At 42.6% G+C, this 22448-nt stretch carries 23 protein-coding genes; 16 read left to right on the plus strand and 7 right to left on the minus strand.

Annotation, left to right across the window (positions count from 1 at the left end):
* Window positions 1–4 precede the first annotated feature (4 nt).
* Complete coding sequence (locus RM556_RS12400; protein ID WP_311374729.1) at window positions 5–1144, minus strand: 1-acyl-sn-glycerol-3-phosphate acyltransferase; 1140 nt, start codon at window positions 1142–1144, stop codon at window positions 5–7.
* 309 nt (window positions 1145–1453) lie between these two features.
* Complete coding sequence (plsB, locus tag RM556_RS12405) at window positions 1454–3889, minus strand: glycerol-3-phosphate 1-O-acyltransferase PlsB (protein WP_311362494.1); 2436 nt, start codon at window positions 3887–3889, stop codon at window positions 1454–1456.
* Window positions 3890–4051: 162 nt separating this feature from the next.
* Between plsB and lexA the strand changes: the two genes are divergently transcribed.
* From lexA to RM556_RS12430, 5 genes are all read left to right on the plus strand, one after another.
* The gene (gene lexA / locus RM556_RS12410) at window positions 4052–4672 is read left to right on the plus strand and encodes a transcriptional repressor LexA (RefSeq protein ID WP_311362493.1); all 621 of its coding nucleotides are present in this window, start codon (window positions 4052–4054) and stop codon (window positions 4670–4672) included.
* A 375-nt stretch (window positions 4673–5047) separates the two neighbouring features.
* Entirely contained in the window at window positions 5048–6163 is a 1116-nt protein-coding gene (gene coxB / locus RM556_RS12415) for a cytochrome c oxidase subunit II (RefSeq protein ID WP_311362649.1), read from the plus strand.
* A gap of 12 nt (window positions 6164–6175) precedes the next feature.
* Window positions 6176–7801: a cytochrome c oxidase subunit I gene (gene ctaD / locus RM556_RS12420; RefSeq protein WP_311362492.1), complete on the plus strand. Its 1626-nt coding sequence runs from the start codon at window positions 6176–6178 to the stop codon at window positions 7799–7801.
* A 111-nt stretch (window positions 7802–7912) separates the two neighbouring features.
* On the plus strand, window positions 7913–8479 hold the full coding sequence (locus RM556_RS12425) for a cytochrome c oxidase assembly protein (RefSeq protein ID WP_311362648.1): 567 nt from the start codon (window positions 7913–7915) through the stop codon (window positions 8477–8479).
* Window position 8480: 1 nt separating this feature from the next.
* Complete coding sequence (locus RM556_RS12430; RefSeq protein ID WP_311362491.1) at window positions 8481–9380, plus strand: cytochrome c oxidase subunit 3; 900 nt, start codon at window positions 8481–8483, stop codon at window positions 9378–9380.
* A 44-nt stretch (window positions 9381–9424) separates the two neighbouring features.
* Here RM556_RS12430 and RM556_RS12435 read toward each other — a convergent pair whose 3' ends face one another.
* Window positions 9425–9658 (minus strand): DUF2909 domain-containing protein, encoded by a 234-nt coding sequence (locus RM556_RS12435; RefSeq protein ID WP_311374730.1) that lies wholly within the window; start codon window positions 9656–9658, stop codon window positions 9425–9427.
* A gap of 71 nt (window positions 9659–9729) precedes the next feature.
* Between RM556_RS12435 and RM556_RS12440 the strand changes: the two genes are divergently transcribed.
* The 6 genes from RM556_RS12440 to RM556_RS12465 all read left to right on the plus strand — a co-directional run bounded on the left by RM556_RS12440 (window position 9730) and on the right by RM556_RS12465 (window position 14476).
* Window positions 9730–10551 carry an SURF1 family protein gene (locus RM556_RS12440; RefSeq protein ID WP_311362489.1) on the plus strand — a complete coding sequence of 274 codons (822 nt, stop codon included), beginning with the start codon at window positions 9730–9732 and terminating at the stop codon, window positions 10549–10551.
* A 1-nt stretch (window position 10552) separates the two neighbouring features.
* Window positions 10553–11131: a hypothetical protein gene (locus tag RM556_RS12445; protein WP_311362488.1), complete on the plus strand. Its 579-nt coding sequence runs from the start codon at window positions 10553–10555 to the stop codon at window positions 11129–11131.
* A 17-nt stretch (window positions 11132–11148) separates the two neighbouring features.
* Window positions 11149–12132, plus strand: coding sequence for a COX15/CtaA family protein (locus RM556_RS12450; protein ID WP_311362487.1), 984 nt, complete (start codon window positions 11149–11151; stop codon window positions 12130–12132).
* A 94-nt stretch (window positions 12133–12226) separates the two neighbouring features.
* Window positions 12227–13129, plus strand: coding sequence for a heme o synthase (gene cyoE, locus RM556_RS12455; protein ID WP_311362486.1), 903 nt, complete (start codon window positions 12227–12229; stop codon window positions 13127–13129).
* Between the two features lie 65 nt (window positions 13130–13194).
* On the plus strand, window positions 13195–13854 hold the full coding sequence (locus RM556_RS12460) for an SCO family protein (protein WP_311374731.1): 660 nt from the start codon (window positions 13195–13197) through the stop codon (window positions 13852–13854).
* A complete protein-coding gene (locus tag RM556_RS12465; protein WP_311374732.1) occupies window positions 13847–14476 on the plus strand; it encodes a GNAT family N-acetyltransferase in 630 nt (209 codons plus the stop codon). Before RM556_RS12460 ends, RM556_RS12465 begins: the two co-directional genes overlap by 8 nt.
* Window positions 14477–14530: 54 nt before the next feature.
* Here the strand turns inward: RM556_RS12465 and RM556_RS12470 are convergent, their stop codons facing one another.
* Window positions 14531–16219 carry a diguanylate cyclase gene (locus tag RM556_RS12470; protein WP_311374808.1) on the minus strand — a complete coding sequence of 563 codons (1689 nt, stop codon included), beginning with the start codon at window positions 16217–16219 and terminating at the stop codon, window positions 14531–14533.
* Window positions 16220–16500: 281 nt separating this feature from the next.
* Here RM556_RS12470 and RM556_RS12475 point away from each other — a divergent pair, with 281 nt between their 5' ends.
* The 4 genes from RM556_RS12475 (at window position 16501) to RM556_RS12490 (ending at window position 18800) form a co-directional block, all read left to right on the plus strand.
* Window positions 16501–16989 (plus strand): hypothetical protein, encoded by a 489-nt coding sequence (locus tag RM556_RS12475; protein ID WP_311374733.1) that lies wholly within the window; start codon window positions 16501–16503, stop codon window positions 16987–16989.
* Window positions 16990–17092: 103 nt separating this feature from the next.
* Window positions 17093–17758: a CsgG/HfaB family protein gene (locus RM556_RS12480; protein WP_311362647.1), complete on the plus strand. Its 666-nt coding sequence runs from the start codon at window positions 17093–17095 to the stop codon at window positions 17756–17758.
* A gap of 2 nt (window positions 17759–17760) precedes the next feature.
* Entirely contained in the window at window positions 17761–18126 is a 366-nt protein-coding gene (locus tag RM556_RS12485) for a DUF4810 domain-containing protein (protein ID WP_311374734.1), read from the plus strand.
* Window positions 18123–18800: a DUF799 domain-containing protein gene (locus RM556_RS12490; protein WP_311362480.1), complete on the plus strand. Its 678-nt coding sequence runs from the start codon at window positions 18123–18125 to the stop codon at window positions 18798–18800. The genes RM556_RS12485 and RM556_RS12490 overlap by 4 nt, the downstream gene beginning before the upstream one ends.
* Before the next feature lie 42 nt (window positions 18801–18842).
* Here the strand turns inward: RM556_RS12490 and RM556_RS12495 are convergent, their stop codons facing one another.
* A complete protein-coding gene (locus RM556_RS12495; protein ID WP_311374735.1) occupies window positions 18843–19961 on the minus strand; it encodes a polysaccharide deacetylase family protein in 1119 nt (372 codons plus the stop codon).
* Between the two features lie 93 nt (window positions 19962–20054).
* On the opposite strand from RM556_RS12495, the gene RM556_RS12500 reads away from it, so the two are divergent.
* Complete coding sequence (locus tag RM556_RS12500) at window positions 20055–21455, plus strand: MATE family efflux transporter (protein WP_311374736.1); 1401 nt, start codon at window positions 20055–20057, stop codon at window positions 21453–21455.
* 31 nt (window positions 21456–21486) lie between these two features.
* Here RM556_RS12500 and RM556_RS12505 read toward each other — a convergent pair whose 3' ends face one another.
* Window positions 21487–21774: a hypothetical protein gene (locus RM556_RS12505; RefSeq protein ID WP_311362477.1), complete on the minus strand. Its 288-nt coding sequence runs from the start codon at window positions 21772–21774 to the stop codon at window positions 21487–21489.
* Between the two features lie 67 nt (window positions 21775–21841).
* Complete coding sequence (gene nfuA, locus RM556_RS12510) at window positions 21842–22420, minus strand: Fe-S biogenesis protein NfuA (protein WP_311362476.1); 579 nt, start codon at window positions 22418–22420, stop codon at window positions 21842–21844.
* Window positions 22421–22448 lie beyond the last annotated feature (28 nt).

The raw sequence follows: 22448 nt of genomic DNA on the forward strand, positions 1-22448 counted from the left end.
TTTCCTAAGCTGTTTCAGTGTTTTGTTCCTGTTTGCGGATGAGAGGGTTAGCGTACATCAATAATAGTTTACGTTGCTCGGCGTCGCTCAATCTTGCAAGTCTCTCTAATAAATATGCATGCGCCATTTCAGCGTTTTGACTGGAAGCCCTCATATCTTGGCGACCGAGTAATCGCGCTGCTTCTATCGATGTTGGATAAATACGTAGGCCATGTAGTACTTCCTTATCGATATAGCTAGCGACTTGTTTCGCATTCTCAAAGTCGCCGCCAACGAGCTTACCAAAGTGGACATGTACTTTACCTTTTTGACCAGTAATACCACTTACAATACTTTGCATGTCCTCATTATCTGGCTTGTCATATTTCCCTTCTTGCTCTGCTTGATACAGCTCTTTCGCTTTGTGAATATCGCAAGGATCAAATTCATAGGAGAGTGACACAGGCACAATTCTCAAGTCTCTAATATAATCACCAAATGACATATCCTTTGGCTTATTTAAACTCAGCATTGAGACGATAGCGGGATTAGTTAGGTCGATACCGTCTTTAGCTCTTCCCTCACGCTGAGCAATCCAGATATGTTGGCGGTCATTTTTAAGGGTGTGTTCAATATACTCACTGAGCAGTTTTGCGGCTGCGAGTTTCTCACGCCTGCCCTCCACTGACCGCTCAACAACAAAGCATTTATTCAGTCTGATGAGGTCAGCAACCCAGTCTTTGTGTAGTAAATTATCGCCAACAGCAATGCGCACGGTATCTTGACCATTAATATGTAAAACCCAATTAACGAAAGCAGGATCTAAAGCGATGTCTCGGTGGTTACTGACAAATAGACAGGGTTTGCTTAAACCGAGCGTATCTAAGCCCGAGACCGTGAGCTCTGCGCACGTCTTTTTTATCATACGACGCATGTATGGTTCGACTAGAATTTGAAATTCTGAGAGCGAATTTATATCTGCGAATTTACGCTTGATAAACATTTTCGTTATCAGGCTTAGCAATGGGTAGCTTGCCCTTGGCCATTTCGCAAACTTGAATTTAACCAAGGTCATGATGAAGTCTTTCTTATTCGCTAGCCTTTGCAACACAGTGCTTAATTCGGCATTACTAAATGGCTTTATTTTGTCAAATTTGTGGGTCATTCCTAGCCTTATTGTCTTTCCGTCATTCCAGCCTACTACCGTCATTCCAGCCTACTGCCGTCGTCCCCGCTTACTACCGTCGTCCCCGCGAAGGCGGGGACCTAGATCCCTGCCCACTATGGTCACTCCCACTTACTACTGTCATTCCCGCTTACTACCGTCATTCCCGCGAAGGCGGGGACCTAGATTCCTGCCTTCGCAGGAATGACATACCTTCGCAGGAATGACAAAGCTTCGCAGGAATGACAAAGCTTCGCAGGAATGACATACCTTCGCAGGAATGACATACCTTCGCAGGAATGACAAGCCTCAGATCTTTTCCAAATGCTGCACTATTTCCGGCCAAACCAACTCGTTAATCACTTCTTTCATGGCTAAACTGTCTTCTGAGAATTCAAGCGTGCCATCATCAAGTGTGGTGAGCAGCTTATTTTCTCGTAGGGCATTCACGAAACTTCCCAATACGTTCTTGTCGTAGAACTCAGGTGAACTCATGCCATAAAGGGTTGAAAGACGTTCGGCAATAACACAGCTCTGTTTCTCAAGTTGAGTACGGCCGAGTGACTTCTCTTTCTCAAGCACACTGAGTACAACTGCGTAGCGTTGCCAAGTTTCTTGCATTGCTCGGCTGAGTAACCACGCAGAATGGAAACTATCGTCGCTGGAAGCTGGTGGCGCTAAGTAGCGGCCACTTTGTACTAACAAGCCTTGGGCTTTCATCTGTGATATCAATGTGTCGGCATACTCACTCGCTTGCTCTAATGACAAATGCATGAAGAACTCGCGTTTCAGCAAGGGATACATGCGTTCAACGATTGATATGATTGCGGCTTTTTCTTTTTTCTTAGCACTGAAAATAACCGCCATAATTAAACTAGGCAAAGCAAAAACATGCATGATGTTATTACGGTAATAGGTGAGTAATACTGCATTGTCAGGCTTTGTCGCAACGAGTTTGCCGTACTCATCTTCCGACTGTTCAAAACGCTTTAGGGCCAGTGTTGTTTGAACCAACTCGATAGCGTCTTCGTCTGGCATGGTGAAGTCGCCGCTAAACGGTGCGTTTTTAAGAAGTTCGAGGTAGTCACTGATAGCGCGAGTTAATTCTGACTCGCTCATGATCTGGGTTTTTGACGATAGCAAACATAGCGCTACTAAAGCTGTACCATTCAATGCCGCGGCACGATTGATTCGCGTCATAATAGTATCTGCAAGCTTGTTCACGGCAGGCGTTAACCACGTTGGTTTTTTATCTGGATCATCCACATTAACATCGCGCCACTCTTTCACGTTCTCATCTAAGAATTGATTAATAAGTAGTGGCTCGCCGAAGTTTACGAAGCCCTGACCATAATTTTTCAACTTACGAATGGCAGAGAAAACTTGTGTTGGCGATTCTTTTTTCTTCGACTTGCCTTTCAATTCTTTTTGGTAACTTTTTACTTCCATAACGTGCTCATAGCCCAGATAAACAGGGACAATTGAGACTGGACGATTGATACCTTTTAAGGCGGCTTGTAAGGTCATTGCAAGCATGCCGGTCTTTGGTGGTAGCAAGCGACCTGTTCTCGAGCGCCCGCCCTCCGGGTAGTACTTAACTGAATAGCCTTTGTTAAATAGCAATTCTAGGTATTCTCTAAACACAGCGGTATAGAGTTTGTTACCGGCAAAACTGCGACGTAGAAAAAACGCACCACAACGTCTAAATATCTTACCCACTGGCCAAAAGTTTAGATTAATACCTGCAGCGATATGCGGAGTCACTAGGCCCTCATGATAAATAACATAGGTTAATAATAGGTAATCCATATGTGAGCGATGACACGGTACATAAATGATCTCGTGGCCGTTTTGAGCCAGTTCTCGCACGCGATGAGCGTGTCCGACATGTATGCCGTTATATATTTTATTCCAGATACGCCCAAGCACTCTATCGCCTATACGAATGAGACCTTCGCGATAGTCGGCCGCAACTTCATCAATATAAGCTAAGGCTTTTTTCTTTGCTTCATCAGGGCTGATGTTTTTTTGTCTGACTTCTTCTTGCATGGCCAATTGAATAGAGTCGGCACCGAGAAGTGAATTGTATAGAGTCGAGCGTTCTAAAAGCGTTGGGCCTGACATTGCTTGACGTTTTCGCTGAAAGTGAGTCCTCGCTACTCGTACTAGCTTCTGAGATATCTTTTGGTTAGAGCCATGTAATTGGGCCATCTGTTTAGTGGACACAGCTTTACTGTAACTAACGATGTTGTCACGACCTAAGAATAGTAAAATGAATAGCTTTCGTAACCAGCTTGGCGATGCTCTATCAGCAAGTAATTGCGCGAATCCGGAGGACTCTTTGCCTGCTGAGCGACCCCAAGATATTGATACAGGCACAACCTGCAAGTCTAGTTCGGGATTTTCTCTATGTAATAGAAACATTTTTGTAAATACGTCTTCAATAGATGTTTTCTTTACTTTTCGGGAAAATAGGCTTTGAGGACGATTGATATAATAGCAGCGCTTATGCTCCTCACCTAAGAACCCTATGGGCGATATGGGATTGGGTAAACCTAAGCCTGCAGCTGACAATTGCAAGGCAACTAAATCGGTAATCGATTCAGTTTGAATTAAGTATAAAAGGGGCTTCTTTTTATCAATACCGAGCTCTGACTCGATGTTAGTAGGCACACTCTTCACTGAAATTAGCCAGCGAATTGGCAGTGTAAAAAGCTTTCGCAAAAAAGCGCGTACGCCACTCATGTATTCTTCCTAATATAAAAATTAACCTGACAATAATAACATGACAGCGATAATTTATATTAATTCCTTGAAAAACAAACGTAACAAAAGACAAATTGATGATTGCCATTTATTCGATCCTGTATATACTTACACCTAACTGTATAGAAAAACAGGCTGTTTATGCGTCCACTAACTCCAAGACAACAAGAAGTGCTCGACCTAATCAAAAGCACCATGATCGACACGGGTATGCCCCCAACTCGCGCAGAAATTGCACGAAATTTAGGCTTTAAATCTGCTAACGCAGCGGAAGAGCATCTAAAAGCACTGGCGAAAAAAGGCGTGATTGAAATTATGCCGGGTACTTCGCGCGGTATTAAACTGAATTGTGCACTTGAAGATGAAGTGGAAGAAGGTTTACCGTTAATTGGTCGTGTTGCAGCGGGTGAACCCATCCTAGCAACAGAACATGTAGAGTGTCATTACAAAGTCGACCCAGATTTGTTCAAGCCAAGCGCCGACTTTTTGCTTAGAGTCGATGGCATGAGTATGAAAGACATCGGTATTCTCGACGGCGATATATTAGCGGTTCACAGAACAACTGATATTCATAACGGTCAGGTTGTCGTCGCTCGTGTTGATGAGGATGTTACGGTAAAACGGTTTGAAAAACGCGGAAGCCAAGTACTACTACATGCAGAAAACGACGCTTTCTCACCGATTAAAGTCGATTTAGCTTCACAACCATTCAATATAGAAGGTATTGCAGTTGGTGTTATTCGTAACTCTGATTGGATGTAAACATGAGTTAACTCTTCTTTCTACTCGACATATACCCAACTAACCCAAGCACCGCTTTCAGCCGGTTCTTGGGTTTTTTTAAATAAATCAATCGCTTCTTCCCTCTTCATTAATTCCGTCTCTGCTTGAGTTACTTATCAATTCTTTATTGTTTATTTATTGCGCATTAAGCAAATAGGGAATAACCATATTCATTCAAATTGCAAAAAAACACTAGACTAAGTAGGGACTTTGTTTAATCATTAGGCATTGATTTACATATCATTAAAAATAATAACAAAACCTTTACATTGGAGTGTAAAAATTGAGCGCTCTAATGTTGTTATGCAAAGGAGTATCAGAGTGAAGCGAATTTCAACGTTGCTAGTAGGCGCTATGCTGGCGCTTAGCAATCCGGCAATCGCGACGACTGCTGCGGAACGATCAGATATTAACTTACGCGAAGGCGTTACCGATATCAGTGCACAAGTATATGATTTACATATGCTAATGTTCTGGATTTGTGTAGTCATTGGTGCCTTGGTATTCGGCGTTATGTTCTATTCCATGATAGTTCATCGCAAGTCAGTGGGCGCTAAGCCAGCGAACTTTCACGAGAATGTAAAGGTTGAGGTGCTTTGGACAGTAATCCCTTTCATTATCCTTATTGCTATGGCTTGGCCCGCGGCGAAAACCTTAATGGCGATGGAGGATACCAGCGAAGCAGATATTACTATACTAGTCACTGGCTCCCAGTGGAAGTGGCATTACAAGTACCAAGAAAACCCAGATGTTGAATTCTTTTCTTTGCTGGCCACTCAGCGAGAGCAAATTCAAAATAAGTTTCCTAAAGGTGAAAATTATCTTCTTGAAGTTGACCGACCTTTAGTCATCCCTACGGGCAAAAAAGTGAGATTCCTAATTACTTCAGATGATGTAATTCATTCATGGTTTGTGCCTGATTTTGCAATTAAGAAAGATGCTAACCCTGGTTTTATCAATGAAGCATGGGCGAATGTTAACGAACCTGGTATTTACCGTGGTGCATGTGCAGAGCTATGCGGAAAAGACCATGGCTTTATGCCGGTGGTAGTCATTGCAAAAGAGCCGGCAGAATACGACGCGTGGATAAAAGAGCAAGAGTTAGCTGCCATACGTGCAAAAGAAGAAGAACAACGTTTACTTGCGATGAATATGAGTATGGAAGAGCTAATGACCCAAGGTGAGAAGGTTTACAACATTGCCTGTGTCGCTTGCCACCAACCAAACGGTGAAGGTCTTCCACCCACATTCCCTGCTTTGAAAGGCAGCGCGATTGCATTAGAGAAGCAAAACATTCCAGCGCACATTGATTACATCATCAACGGCAAAAACAACATGCCTGCGTTTGGTAAGCAGTTGAGTATGTCTGAGATTGCGGCGGTAGTGACTTACGAGCGTAATGCTTGGGGCAACAACACTGGCGACATGGTGCAAGCTAAAGACGTCAACGCTGTGATAAACGGTCAATAGGAGGTCATCACGATGAGTACAGATACAGTAAAAGATAGCCAAGACACTCACGCTGCTAGTGATGGCGCACACGACGACCATCATCATGAGCATCATATTCCAACAGGGATAACCCGTTGGTTGTTTACGACTAACCACAAAGACATAGGTACATTGTATTTGTGGTTCGCATTCATTATGTTCCTCGTGGGTGGTGCAATGGCGATGGTTATTCGCGCAGAGCTCTTCCAACCAGGACAGCAAATTGTTTCACCTGATTTCTTCAACCAAATGACAACAGTGCATGGGTTAATTATGGTCTTTGGTGCAGTTATGCCTGCCTTTACCGGCCTTGCAAACTGGTTGGTACCAATGATGATAGGTGCGCCGGATATGGCTTTACCTCGCATGAATAACTGGAGCTTCTGGATACTGCCATTTGCCTTTTTAATTCTGCTTTCATCGCTATTTATGGAAGGCGGTGGCCCTGGCTTCGGTTGGACCTTCTATGCGCCTTTATCTACTCAATATAGTAACGACAGCACTGCCTTGTTTGTGTTCTCTGTGCATATTATGGGTATTTCCTCAATCATGGGCGCGATTAACGTTGTCGTTACCATCTTAAATATGCGTGCTCCAGGCATGACGTACATGAAGATGCCGCTGTTCGTATGGACGTGGTTGATTACGGCGTTTTTACTTATTGCTGTTATGCCAGTCTTAGCCGGTGCGGTTACGATGGTACTGACCGACAAATACTTCGGAACAAGCTTCTTTGACGCTGCCGGTGGTGGTGACCCAGTGATGTTCCAGCATATTTTCTGGTTCTTTGGTCACCCAGAAGTATACATTATGATTTTACCTGCTTTCGGTATCATCTCCGCGATTGTGCCTACCTTTTCGCGTAAAAAACTTTTTGGTTACGCCTCTATGGTGTATGCAACCGCTTCGATCGCGCTTCTTTCGTTCATCGTTTGGGCGCATCACATGTTTACCACCGGAATGCCAGTGGCCGCGGAAATGTTCTTCATGTTCGCGACCATGTTGATATCGGTGCCTACAGGCGTGAAAGTCTTTAACTGGGTAGCGACAATGTGGCGCGGCTCATTAACGTTTGAAGTGCCAATGATGTTTGCTATTGCCTTTATCGTGCTGTTTACGATTGGCGGCTTGTCTGGCTTGATGTTGGCCATTACACCTGTCGACTTCCAGTATCACGATACCTACTTTGTTGTTGCTCACTTCCATTACGTACTGGTTACAGGTGCGGTCTTCTCTATCATGGCGGCTGTCTATTATTGGCTACCGAAATGGACGGGTAAGATGTTTGACGTGACTTTAGCTAAGTGGCATTTCTGGTGCTCACTAATTTCTGTAAACGTGTTGTTTTTCCCTATGCATTTTGTGGGTCTAGCAGGTATGCCTCGTCGTATTCCTGACTATGCGCTTCAATTCGCAGATTTCAATAAGTGGATCAGTATCGGTGGTTTCGCCTTCGGATTATCTCAGCTTATTTTCTTAGTATTGCTTATCAAGGCATGTAAGAAACAAGGTGAGCCTGTTAGCGACCAAGTTTGGGAAGGGGCTGAAGGTTTAGAATGGGAAATCCCGTCACCTGCACCTTACCATACGTTTGAAACGCCGCCGGTAGTGAAATAAGAAACGGTAGTTGAGACGATGAATCCTGAAGATAAATCGCTTAATGACACGGCTAGAGACGCTGAAGCAAGTAGTGCTGATGCGTCTACGGCGCCCAAAACGCGCGCTGAAATGGCAGCTGAAAATGCGAAAACAGTAAAGCGCTTGGTATTAGTTGTTGTTTGTATGTTGGGTTTCAGCTTCGCATTAGTGCCTCTGTACGATGTGTTCTGTGACTTAACCGGTATCAACGGTAAGCCATCGGATCAAGCGGCTGTGTATGAGTCGGTAGTGATCGATGAATCGCGCACTATTAAGGTAGAGTTTATTACCCGTACCCACTCTGGAATGCCTTGGGAGTTCAAAGCACAAACAGCTGTAGTGCGTGTGCATCCTGGCGAAATGGGTGAAGTCGAATTTTACGTACGAAACCCATCAGACCGCGACATTATTGCTCAAGCAATTCCATCCGTGTCACCTGGTACGGCTGCGCTCTACGTGAATAAAACAGAGTGTTTTTGTTTTAAACATCAACCTTTGAAATCAGGCGAAGAAGCCATCATGCCGATGAAATTCTACGTTGACCCACAATTGCCCAAAGATATAAGTGTTTTTACTTTGCAATATACCCTTTATGACATATCTGCAAAGGTACAACCCGCTGTTGAAGTAGCAATGAATACAGCTAATGGAGAATAAAATGGCTCAAGAACAATACGAAAAATACTATGTGCCCGAACAAAGTATATGGCCCATCGTGGGCGCAGTGGCTTTGTTTCTAATAGCAGTTGGCGCTGGTAATTTTGTAATCGAAAATAGCAATGGAACGGAAGGCTTTGGTTTTTATGTTCTGCTAGCCGGTTTAGCGTTATTGCTTATCATGATCACAGGTTGGTTTAAAAACCAAATCGACGAATCAATGAGTGGCTTGTATAGCGCTCAGTTGGGCCGATCTTACCGTCAGGGTATGGCCTGGTTCATTTTCTCTGAAGTTATGTTCTTTGCGGCTTTCTTTGGTGCATTGTTTTATGCCAGAGCGATCGCGATCCCATGGCTAGGCGGGGCATCAAATAATGTCAGCACCAACGAAGTGTTATGGAACGGTTTCGAAGCCACATGGCCTCTTCTTGTTACGCCTGCTGATGCGATAACAACAGGTGAACCTTCAACGCAAGCTATGCCTTGGACTGGACTGCCATTAATCAATACGGCCTTATTACTAGCGTCCTCAGTAACACTGCACTTTGCACACGTAGGGCTAGAAAAAGACAAAAGAACACAGCTAACCGTATGGTTAGGAATTACTATCCTATTGGGTTGTATTTTCTTGGGTTTGCAAGTGCAAGAATACATTCACGCTTATCGTGATCTCGACCTCACGCTCGATTCAGGCGTCTACGGAAACACTTTCTTCTTGTTAACAGGCTTCCATGGAATGCATGTTACCTTGGGAACAATAATACTCATTGTGTTGTTTTTTAGAGTATTGAAGGGGCACTTTACGCCGAAAGAACACTTTGCTTTCCAAGCGGGTAGTTGGTATTGGCATTTTGTTGACGTAGTGTGGGTAATGTTATTCTTTTTTGTCTATATTCTTTAAGAATATAAGCTACTGACATTGTTGAGTAAATAAACAACAATGGGCTACTCCGTTTGAGTAGCCTGCTGTTGATAAGGTGAAAGATTCGGTTTAATCAATCCCGTTGCAACACCAAGCAAAATAATGCCAATGATGAGCGCCGAAGCAAGTACTCGTCTACCAATATATTTACTCATATTTTCATCTTGTTTGTTTTTCAACATGATCACCATAGCTTTGAACAAGCTGACCACCATAAAGATCAACAAAGCACCAATGACAATTTTCACAACTAACATGCACTCGCTCCTATTATTTTTATTCTTTCTTTTGCGGGGCAAAAAGAATTTTCAAAGGTTTATTAACGAATATGTGGCTCCGTAAATTACCTATAATACCTACCTTAATCACTTTGGTATGTGTTGTCATTATGTTTGGCTTAGGTATCTGGCAATTGGATAGAAAAGCTGAAAAAGACGTGCGTCTTGCCCAAATCGAAGAACGACGAACAAGCGAAGCTTATACGCTATCTGAATTGATGTTGATCGCGGGAGAAGAGAGTACAACATCACAAACAGAAGATATTCAAGATTACCCTGTTCAAGTCATCGGCGAAGCAAACATAGACAAGCTGTTTTACATCGATAATAAAATTAACGAAGGCCGAGTCGGTTTTGAAGTTGTTGTTCCAATAAAGCTTAATAGCGACCTTTCAAGCCAAATAAGCAAAGGAGCGTCGTCTGATCCCACTTTTGTTCTAGCTAATTTAGGTTGGTTACGTGGTTCAGGAATCAGAGGAGAGTTGCCAAACATTCCCCAGGCAGATCTAGCGTTAATCGCTGGTACAAATAACGTGTTTCGCGGCGTAGTGAAGTACCCGTCGAATAACGCCATGGTATCGGAAACAAACATCTCATTCGGCGAATTTCCCGCATTACTACAGCAACTAGACTTAGCAAAAGCTGCAGAACACCTGCAATTAAGCGGTGACAAAAGTCTGCTTCCGTTTATTATCAATATTGATAAAAACCCGCAAACCGAGTTTGTCAGAGAGTGGCAACCGGTCGTGATGGCACCAGAAAAACATTTGGGTTATGCCGCTCAATGGTTTGGTTTAGGTATTGCAGCCTTAACTATTTACTTATTGAGTTTAATGAAACTCCTCCATTCTAAAAATAATAAAGAGACATAAGATGCAAGCAAAAAACTCATCATCGAAGAAAACGAAATTCACTGCCCTAGCGCTTATTGTCGTTTTCATTCTTCCCGTTGTTCTTGCCAAATTAGCGCTTGATAATGATTGGTTTAATAAAGGTGCTACAAACAGAGGACAGTTACTCGACCCTATTATTGATGCTAGTAGCGTATTTGTAGACACCAGTGAGGAACCGCATTGGCGTTTGTCTTACGTCATCCCTGAAAGTTGCGATGTTGCTTGTGAGAATGCGGTATTTAGTATTAGCCAGGTAAGGAAGGCTGTTGGGCGTGAAATGGATAGGGTAGACGCAGTTTTTATCGCTACGGAAAACAGCGATACGAAAGCAGTAGCAAACGTAGTTTCCAAAGAATATGGCAAGCTGTTAAATTTAGATTCAGAAAGTGTTAATAAATTGTTTAAACAGGTCGGCAATGATGGTATTTTCATTATAGATACACTCGGAAATGTAGTATTGCGATACGACATCACGCTTGAACGAGACCAAGCAATTATGGACAGCCGTGACATATTGGCAGACCTACGCAAATTACTGAAATTGTCGCGCATCGGCTAGAACAGGATAAAAGAATAATGAAGAAGTTAGTGCTGGCTAGCATTTTTTTGGCACTAGTTGTTATTGTCCTAGGCGCTTATACACGTCTAACGGACGCAGGGCTTGGATGTCCTGATTGGCCAGGATGTTATGGCACCTTGCTTGTTCCGCAAACGGAAGAGTTAGTAGAACGCGCGAATCAAGCGTTCCCTGAGCGTCCGGTTGAAGCTGAGAAAGCTTGGAATGAAATGATCCATCGCTACTTTGCTGCTGGCTTGGGCTTTCTTATTTTGGTCATTTTCCTTAGCGCTCTCGTTAAGCGACTGAGAGGGAAGAATGTCCCGATAAAACTTCCCTTCGTGATATTTTGCTTGGTGTGCTTTCAAGGTGCGCTGGGCATGTGGACAGTTACCTTAAATCTATTACCTGTAGTGGTAATGGGGCATTTGTTGGGTGGTTTTACCGTTCTCTCTTGTCTGTTTCTATTGTATTTGCGCCTCACTCCATATCGTATTCCGGGTGGTGACTCGCAAATCAGAAAGCTCGCCAAATTTAGCCTTATTGGAATACTTATCTTAGTTTGGCAGATTGCATTAGGCGGCTGGACTAGTGCAAATTACGCATCAGTGTCCTGTGTCGAACTTCCAATCTGTCAGGGAGATTGGTTTAGCCAGATGGACATCAGTGGAGCCTTTAGTGTTCCCGAAGCTGAAAACTATGAATTCGGTGTACATAGCCCTGAAGAAAAGGTCACGATGCATGTTATGCACAGAATTGGGGCTATTATCACATTTTTATATCTGTGTTGGTTCGCTATCGCGGTTTACAAAAAATCCTCGTCGGGTTTGATGAAACGCCTAGCCGTAACGATGACTTTAGTGCTGGGCTTACAAATTATTCTTGGTGTTAGTAACGTTGTTTATAGCTTGCCATTGGTTGTGGCGACAATGCATAACGCGGTGGCTGCATGTTTGTTGCTGGTAATGATAATGATGTCTTACACCATGTATCGCAAGTATTGACGGCTGTCTAAAACAGTTAAACATAGTGGTAAATCACTCATCACAACAAAAATATAAAAGTGATTTATGAAGTAAAATTTTCTAGGAGAAGCACATGGGTCAACAAGCTATCGCTTCGAAAGCTATTCGCAATCAAGCCACTTGGCGTGACTATTATGAAATGACAAAGCCCCGCGTGGTAATGCTACTTTTACTGACCGCCTTGGTTGGTATGTGCTTAGCCACATCAACTTGGATAGACTTGCAGGTCTTAATCTTTGGCATGTTGGGCATTGGTTTATTGTCGTCTTCAGCAGCTGTTATTAATCATGTTGTTGACCATAAAATTGATAGTGTGATGGCACGTACTTTTAATCGCCCAGTGGCGAAAGGGAAAGTATCTCCCCAACGAGCTTTAGTGTTTGCCTTCGTGATTGGTGCGATCGGCTTTGTGAGCTTAGCTGCATTTGTAAATATGCTAACAGCTTGGTTAACTTTGGCTAGTTTAGTCGGTTATGCAGTGATTTATACGTCTTATTTAAAACGTGCAACGCCACAAAATATTGTCATAGGTGGCTTAGCTGGAGCCGCTCCTCCGCTTTTGGGTTGGGTAGCCGTTACCGGTGAGATACACGCGTATGCACTCTTGTTGGTGTTGATTGTTTTCACTTGGACGCCACCCCATTTCTGGGCTTTGGCTATTCATCGCGAAAAAGACTATGCAAAAGCAGAGATACCCATGTTGCCTGTTACTCATGGAATCGAATTCACTAAAACGTGTGTATTACTCTATACGGTCTTGCTCTGCTTAGTGTGTGCATTACCTTATTTAGTGGATATGAGCGGGCTCATCTATTTGATTGGCTCTACTATTCTCAACGCTGGTTTTATGTATTTCGCGATTAAGCTGAAATATAGACCTGAAGCGTCTACTGCAATGGACACATTTAAGTTTTCCATTTTACATCTAATGATTTTATTTGTGGTATTACTAGCTGATCACTACATTCCTTTGTAAACTTCTATTAAATATTTAGGTCTACTGAGTAGGCCTCTTTTCATTATGTGTTGGATACTATTCTCATGAACCAAAATAAATTGGTTGGCATTGTTGCTGTCCTGTCGTTAATTCTCGGTATTTATTTAGCGATTACTATCGCGCCGCCTTCCAGCATGGAAAAGCCGCTGAGCGAGCAAACTCAACATATGAGTTGGTATCCTCAAGCCAGAGCGCTAGCCGACTTCGAGCTTACCAGTCACACAAATGAAAAGATGACCAATAGCGACTTAAAGGGCTCTTGGACCTTAGCATTTGTGGGGTATACCTTCTGCCCAGACATTTGTCCTGTCACCTTGGCTGAAGTGAATAAAATATATCCTGAATTACAAGAAAATGTGACGTCTACTTCTCTACAAATATGGTTTCTATCCGTTGATCCCAAACGCGATACTGTTGAAAGGTTAAATGAATACGTTAACTATTTTAATCCTGATTTTCTTGCAAGTACGGGATCTCACGACCAACTTTTTCCCTTGGTAAGAAGTATGGGAATGATGTATTCAATGAGCGAAAGCACTGACAATCCAAATTATCTTGTCGATCATAGTGCATCTATTGTGGTCATAAATCCTGACGGCAACGTGGTTGGACGCTTTAAGCCAAAAATGGAACCTGGCCAACTCGCCATCAGTGACATGGAAGAACTGAAAGTAGACGTTCCCTTGTTACTTAACAATGGCTGATTGCGATTTTATTATTCAACCCTGCAAGCCAGCGGAAGCTGAACAGCTTGCTGCATTGGTTTTTCAATCTGAGCCCATCCTGCTTAGCTACCTGTTCGGTGGTGAAGAACACTGCCTATCATTCCTTCGCTATGCTTGCGCCCGAGCCGATGGCCAATTTAGCGCAAGTAGACATTGGGGAGTGAGTGATGCAAATAATCACGAGTCTGATGTGCTGCTAGGTGCATGCACAACATGGTATTCACCTATGTCTGACGTATTTCAATATCAGACCTTAGAGGCGTTGAAGGGCTTTTTCGATGTCAAGCAACTTGGCCACCTACTGATCAATCGAGAAGCACTAGACCTCTGTTTTACAAGCCCAACTAAAGATCAGCTATGCTTAGGGCACTTAGCCATTATTCCGAGTGCTAGAAATCTTGGCTTAGCCACTTCCCTTATTGCTTTTGCAAAACGCAAAGCACAGAAGATGAAAAAGTTAGCGTTGGTGCTAGATGTTGAAAAAGGTAATACGGCAGCACTAAACTGTTACCTGAATGCGGGTTTCAATGTTGTAAAAGAAAATCATTTTCTGCCCACTGAGCAGTGTTTTTTACGTTTGGAGTTGCCTATTCAAGCTTAGATATTTGGTTTACTTGCAGCATGAAACTCAAGGCGTTAGCAATGTGTCCAGAATCTAGTCTAATGAAACTACACAGTTGCGGCCGTTCTGCTTGGCTTGATACAAAGCTTCATCTGCAAGACCGATTAGTTTGTCGAGTTCAACCGAATGTGGAAGTGCACTAACGACACCAATACTCAATGTAACTTTATGCTCTGGCGTTATATTCTTTGAATCGAAATGTTCGCGCAGTTTGTCTGCAAGTTGATGAGCCTCACGGGTGTTTGTGTTGGGCAAGAAGATGAGAAATTCTTCGCCTCCCCAGCGCAATGGAATATCGGACTCTCGCAATCGTTTCTTTAGCTCTTTACCAACCTCTTCAAGAACTTCATCGCCAGTAGCGTGGCCATATTCATCGTTAATTCGCTTAAACCAATCTAAGTCGATGAGAATAATTGCCATAGGTGTTTTGTTACGTTTACCTAATTCCCATAAAGGGTGAACTAAATCGGAAAAGGCACGTCGATTGTAAAGATTTGTCAGTTGGTCAAGCCGAGCGTTAATTTCAGCGCTCTTCCTGGCTTCTTGAGCCAACTTAAAGTTAAACCCTAGAGAGATTGATAATAGTGACATTTCTAAAAGCATACCAATTTCAATGCCTCGGAATGCCCACTGTGAATAAGGAATGACTCCCCAAGTAGCAAGGCTGGAGATGGTTGCTCCACCGGTACCCATAATCACCGCAGGCACGAAAAACATTGCCAATGGGTTGCCGCTTTTATAGGAATAATAGCCAATAACCAGCATCCAGATCGATAATGTCGTTAAGATGATTAACTGAGCCATTATTGCAATGGAGCGGTCATCTATTATCAAGAGGCCAAGCGCCAGTATCAAAAGGGCACCATAAAGTTTATACCTAAATGCATACAGTGATGGTAAATAGGTGCGAGTATTCAGAAATTCCAATGTGAAAAGCACGCCAGAAAACAAATAGGCAAACATCAAGGTTGGCATAAGAAGCTGCTGTAACCCGACAGACTCTGGCCACAATATCCAAAACCCATGCCCTGTATAAGTGTAGTTAAAAGCTGTGAATGCCAGCAAGTAAAGTGAATACAATAGGTATTTTAATTCTTTTAAATAACTGAATAAGGCAATGTTATAAATAAACAGAATGCCCAAAATGCCATAAAGTGCACCATAGAAATAGGCGTTTATTGATGCTGTGCCAACATGGCTTTGTTCCGAACCAATATAAATAGGAAGCGTTAAAGGATCTTTTGAATGAACGCGAAAATATACGTCTGTTTGCCCTGGAGGGAAGTCATATGCTACCGCTGGCATACGTCGTGAAATTGGCCGTTTAGTGAACGGTACAGAATCTCCAATAGCCGCCTCTTGAAGTATTTGCTTATTGTGAACATAATAAACATCAACTTCATCCAACCAAGCGTTATCAATTTTAATGACTAGGCTGTCATCATTTTTGCTAGTGTTAATGACTGGCAGTACTGCCCATAGTGTATCTTGAGTAAATCCAAAGCTGACTTGAGTCTCGCTATTATGCGAAAATTGTTGCTTCTGAAACGCTATTATTGCTTCGTTAATCGTCATTTCACTAGACGCATCAGAGAAAAGGTGGAGTTGCTCATTAACGAGCTTAATATCAGTGTTTATTTCATTTGTATGCGCGCTCACTTCACCCGCAAGCATTGCACTTGAGATAATGATAAAGATGATAACCGTGCGAAAAACTGACATCACTTTGGTTAATTCTCCTATTGCCGAACTCGTGTTAAGGCAAATTCCACAACATTGCAATTTACGCTATTCATTCTTGCCGAGAAGATCCTGTCTATGCCTCAGCCAATTGCTAATGACAACAAGAGCGCTATACTAAAAACGATTTACGGCGAGGTCAGAAAGAGTAACCGAGCATTCTGATCTATTCAATATATATCTGAATCAATAAGAAGGATAACTAATATGGCTAGGGTTTTGAGATTTTGAACATCGAGAGTTTTAATCCGAAGCAGGTAAAGTTGTTTAAAAAAACGCTGTTGAGAAATATCTATTTTGCCTTATTTGTTATCATCGTTGGCTTAATAGTACAAGCTAATCAATCGCTTTTTAGTGGAAGCAAACGAGATGGGATACTATTGATCTTCGCTATAGCTTCTATCCCTCTGGGCATTTCTTTTCTCGTGTATCAAGCTTGGAAAATAGGGACTAACCCAACATATTTACTGTTTGATCTTGAGGCTAAGGTGTTAAAAATGCCAAAGGCACAAGATCTAAGTTTTAACGCTTTATCTAGTTGCTTGTTGAGGTATGAAAGCGGCAGATACGATCTTGATATTATCTATAAAAACGGAAAAATTCTGACAACAGCAAAATGTACATATCTTGTTTGGATAGTATTCAAGTGGAACAAGCTTTTGCGATCATCAACGAGCTTATCGCTGAAGCAGCGTAAAGTTAAGCCCTTATCTTATCACCACGCCTTCAATTCATATCTTCCTTTTAGCTAGTTTTGATTGCTTTATTTAATACTAGCTTCTAGACTTTCGACTGGAATACTGAATTTTGAAATTTTCAAAAACAACACAAGGAAATATCGTGGAATATAAATATATAAAACAAACAGTACTAGTTTGTGCGGCTGTCGCAATATCTATTGTTACCTCTGGCTGTGCATCAACCAGTTCTCAAGTGATTGAAACGCCTAAAGTCGCTAGTTACAACACTAGTTATAGTGGCGTGAAAAACAAAATTGTTGTTGGTACATTTGTTAATCGTTCTAGCTTTCAAAATGGCATTTTTTCATCTGGAACCGATCGACTGGGCAGTCAAGCTAAGACGACATTGATGGGTCACCTTCAACAGACAAATCGCTTTGTAGTTTTAGACAGAGACAACATGGCTTTATTAGCATCAGAATCAAAACTGACTGGCGCCACGCAAAATCTTTCAGGTGCAAAGTTTGTGGTTACTGGTGATGTAACTGAGTTTGGCCGAAAGGATATAGGTGACAAGCAACTGTTTGGTCTGTTAGGCAAGGGAAAATCGCAAATTGCATATGCTAAAATCACTCTTAATATTGTTGATGTGACAACTTCTGAGCTTGTTTATTCAGTGCAAGGTGCGGGTGAATATAGCTTATCAGAGCGAGAAGTTATCGGCTTTGGTAGCACAGCTGGTTACGACTCAACCTTAAACGGAAAAGTATTAGATTTGGCAGTCAGAGAGGCGGTCAATAACCTAGTGAATGGATTAGAATCTGGGAATTGGAGCCTGTAAAAATGAAACAAATTCAACGACTGTTGTTATTGTTAACAACTGCTGCATCGCTCAGTGCCTGCGTAACGGCGCCTAAGCCTTTATATTATCACGGTGAACAAGCTGAGGCTGTTTATTCTTATTTAAAAGCTGATGATTTAAGTATCAGTGAACAAATTTTACTTATGGAACAAACGATGCAAAACGCTAGTTCGACAGGTTTACCTCTAGCGCCAGGTTTCCACGCGCATTTAGGTATGTTGTATTTTGAGTCAGGCAATACCTCTGGTGGTATTGAACAATTTGAAATCGAAAAATCTTTGTTTCCAGAATCAAGCAAATATCTCGATTATCTATTGGCTCAATTACAAGGAAGTGATGCAAAATGAAGACATTATATTTAGCGATTATGGTCATTGGTACAGCTATTTTATCAGGCTGTGTAAGTCCGCCCCCAGCGTATGACTATTCAGAGTTTCGACTTGCAGATCCAAAATCGGTTGTTGTTCTTCCGCCAATTAACAATTCACAAGAAGTCGTCGCTGGCTACAGCGTAATGTCACAAGTTGCCGCACCTATTTCTGAATCTGGTTTTTATACTTTCCCAATTGCCATTGTGAATGAAACCTTTAAGAACAATGGCTTGACTGTAGCAAATGATGTGCACGCGGTTCCGTATCAAAAACTATATGAAATCTTTGGTGCTGATACTGCACTGTATATGACTATCGAAAATTACGGGACCAGCTACGTCATCGTATCGAGTGACACTGTCGTTACAGTATCTGCAAAATTAGTGGATTTACGCTCTGGAGCAGTCCTCTGGCAGAATGCAGCTACTGCTTCTAGCGCTGAGACGAGAGGTAACAGTGGTGGTGGATTGATCGGCATGCTTGTTGAAGCTGCGGTGAACCAAATTATCGAAACAGTTGTCGATCGTGGTTTTGATATCGCTGCAATTGCAAACGCACGTTTGTTGAATGCGGAAAGCTATAATGGTTTGTTGTATGGTCCTCGCTCACCCAAATATGGCCAGCCTGTAGTTAGTGAGAAACAAAAATAGAAGCTTAATTAGCCCACTGTTTGTCAGTGGGCTTCTTACCTATCAATCCAAATAAGTACCGTTATCCTGCGCTGTAAAGTAAGGCAACGAATACCAGTAGAAGCGAGATGGATCGCGCAAGCTTGGTGCTGTGCAGTTAATGCGAGTGCGGCCAGGGTAAAACTTCGCTTTTACATTAATACTAAAGCCGGTTTTCGTTTCCTTGATAGGTAAGGTTTCACCTCTGAAATAGCATGCAACGCGGGCTAATAAAATGTCGTCGAACTTAACATCTATCTCGACGGTACCAAGCTGCTCTTCTATCAACATTACGTAACGTTGCGGACGCACATCGGTGACGGGCATGGCTAAGCTGTTAATTTTTGTCTTGAGTGTTTCTAAGTTCGCGTATCTGCCCGCTGCTGGGTATCGCGGTAGAGCTTGTAAGTCGCTATATGGTCCAACGGCGCCCGACTGCTGCCCAAAGCCAATATAACCCATGTCTTTAAGAAGCGCTTTTACCTTGGTGTCGAATTCACCGAAAGGGTAAGCTAACCACTTCAAAGAATAACCCAGCTTTTCAGTCAGTAGCTGCTCAGCCATCTCGATATTGCGTTTTATTCTAGCTAGCCACTGTTCATCACTTTCATTGGCATAACGATCTAATAAGTGAAGATGGTCTAGCGTGTGATTAGCAAAAGTAACACCCTCGCTTTTCATCGTTTCAAGGTCTTCCCAGCTAAGCTGAGAACCGGTACCAATTTGCGATGGATTGATAAAGATTGTGTAGGGAAAGCCATACTTTTTTAATATCGGGTGACCATTCTCTAAAATATTTTTATAGCCATCGTCAAAGGTAATAACAACAGCTTTATTAGGTATTACTTCACCTTTTTTCAGTAAGTCCAAGGCCTTCTGCAAGCTGATGACGGTATTGTTTTCTGCAAGGTAGCTCATGTGTTCTTCTAGTTCCGCAGGCGCGATAGAAGTGACTCGTGGAGTGTCTTTGCTCACATGGTGGTATTGAAGAATCACAAAGCTACGATTTTGATGAGTTTGATTGGTTTGAGTATTTTGACTAAGACTAAAGGCGGGAAATGCACAAACAAATAAGATAAAGGACAGTATAATGCTCAGAATCATAGATTCTGAAGCTGTTGATTGTATGCGTGTTGAAATCATCTTAGCGCTCCTTTTGCTGGCCCTAGTTCTGTGCAATTATAGCATCTAATTCCTCTTCACGAAGAACATACTTCATAGGTAACATAAACGGACATGCCAAAAAACGTTAAGCCAAATGGGCAAAGCAAGGTAGCGCAGGACAATGCAAACCGTTCACATCCTTGGCAATTATTAATACTGGCAGTTCCTCTAATCTTAGCCAATATAACTACGCCGCTCTTAGGTTTAGTTGATACAGCGATTTTGGGGCATATGAATGAGGCTGCTTATTTAGCTGGTGCGTCAATTGGCACATTAATTCTCACACAACTGTATTGGATTTGTGGCTTTATTAAAATGTCGGTAACTGGCTTAAGTGCGCAAAGCGCAGGTGGTCAAGATAAAGCTGACGAAGCCCGCTTAAAAGTACTGATACAGGGAATCACCTTGGGTTTGGTTCTAGGCCTGATATTTGTCGTATTGCAGTCGCCGATTTTAAGCGCTGGGCTCTATTTCGCTCAATCAAGCGATGAGTTTACACTGAGTACACAAGCTTACTTTTCAGTGCGCGTATGGGGCGCACCTGCCGCATTAATTAACTTGGCTTTAGTGGGTTGGTTAATTGGTCAACAAAAGACTCGCACCATATTGTTATTACAGGTGGTAGTTAACTTGATTAATATTGTTTTTAGCGTTCTGTTTGTCTTTGGTTTCGGTTGGGGCATTGAAGGAGTCGCAGCAGCAACGGTATTGGCAGAATATTCTTTGTTGGCTTGTTCACTGTATGCCGCATTGCGGATTGTCAATCTGAACTTATATCAGGCAGCATGGTTGAAGTTTTCGGCGTTGAAAGCTTTGTTAAACCTCAATACTAATATTTTATTTCGAAACCTTGCGTTGCAATTCACCTTGGCCTTTGTCACGTTCACAGGTGCTACTTTGGGTACCCAAACTGCTGCTACAAATGCGATTCTAATGCAGTTCTTCGCGCTCATCGCCTTGGGTTTAGATGGTGTCGCGAATGCGGTTGAAGCCCTTGTTGGTGAACAAAAAGGCCGACGCAATTTAAGTATGTTAAAACGACAGGTGAATACAGGGTTGTTTTGGTCCAGTATTTTTTCGCTGGTGTATGCCATTGTATTCTGGCTTTTCGGGTCTGATATCATCAACCTTCTCACTGACCAACTTAGCCTACGTGAAAATGCCAAGTCTTATCTAGGCTTGATGATAGCCTTGCCCTTGATAGCTCATTGGTGCTTCTTGTTTGATGGTGTGTTTGTCGGTTTAACTCACGGTCGAGCAATGCGTGACAGTATGATATTGAGTGCGGCGGTTGGTTTTTTCGCAGTCTGGTGGATGGTATCGACGCTAATACAGGGAAGTGATGCGTACGCTGGTATGGAGAACTATGGTTTGTGGCTAGCGTTACTGAGCTTTCTTGCTTCTAGAGGCCTGATCTTAGGCTTGTGGTATGGCTACTTGCTTCGGAAGCCAGATGAGCGTTTGTGGATCTAGCAGCTGCAGAGTATCTGCAGCTATTAGTTATTCAGGCTTCTTCGCTTTGTTTTGCCACCCGGCTTGGAAGTAATCGGCAGATGAGGATTTGTACATAGCCATAAATAGACATACAAGCCCCAATAGTGAGAAATACTAAAGCGACAATTTTCGTGCTATTTATAAATGTGTCTGAAATGCCGTCAAAGATATTGAAATAGCTTATGCCCATATCTGAATACCAAATAGCGACACCCACCATAAATACACAAAAACCTTTAATGAACCGCTGCCAGTGGCGCAAGGGCTCGGTAGTTATTTTGTCGATCAAACTGCTCATTCACAACCTACCTAGACGAGTATTAGCTCGTATCATAGAACGAGTCAGAGACTCGTTCAATTAAACTCTAGTAGTAAGAATGTTCGCCAGCTTCATGCTCCGTTGCGTCTTTTACTGCAGTAATTTCGCCTTCAAACTGCGCTAGCATTTGCTTCTCAATACCGTCTTTGAGGGTTACATCGACCATGGAACAACCATTGCAACCACCACCAAATTGTAGCACAGCTGTACCGTCTTCGGTAACTTCAACTAACATTACTTGGCCGCCGTGACTGGCAAGGCCTGGATTAATATCAGTCTCAATCATGTAGTTAATTCTTTCGACTAAGCTGGCGTCGTCAGAAAGTTTTTTAGCTTTTGCGTTAGGTGCTTTTAGAGTTAGCTGTGAACCCATTTGATCGGTAACAAAGTCGATTTCCGCTTCTTCTAAATACGGGGCGCTTTCTTGATCTACAACGGCGTTGAAACCGTTAAATGGTAGCGTAATATCGCTCTCTTCAACTGCATCAGGTGGGCAATAAGAAACGCCGCACTCGGCAGTGGAGGTACCTGGATTAACAACGAAGACACGAATGTTAGTGCCTTCACCTTGTTGTGAAAGTAGTTTGCCAAAGTGGCTTTGTGCTGATTCAGATATGGTGATCATGATGACCTCTATACATTGGTGCTATAAT

Origin of the sequence: Alteromonas sp. W364 (genome assembly GCF_031846205.1) — a bacterium.
In the GTDB taxonomy this organism is placed as follows: Bacteria; Pseudomonadota; Gammaproteobacteria; order Enterobacterales; family Alteromonadaceae; genus Glaciecola; species Glaciecola blandensis.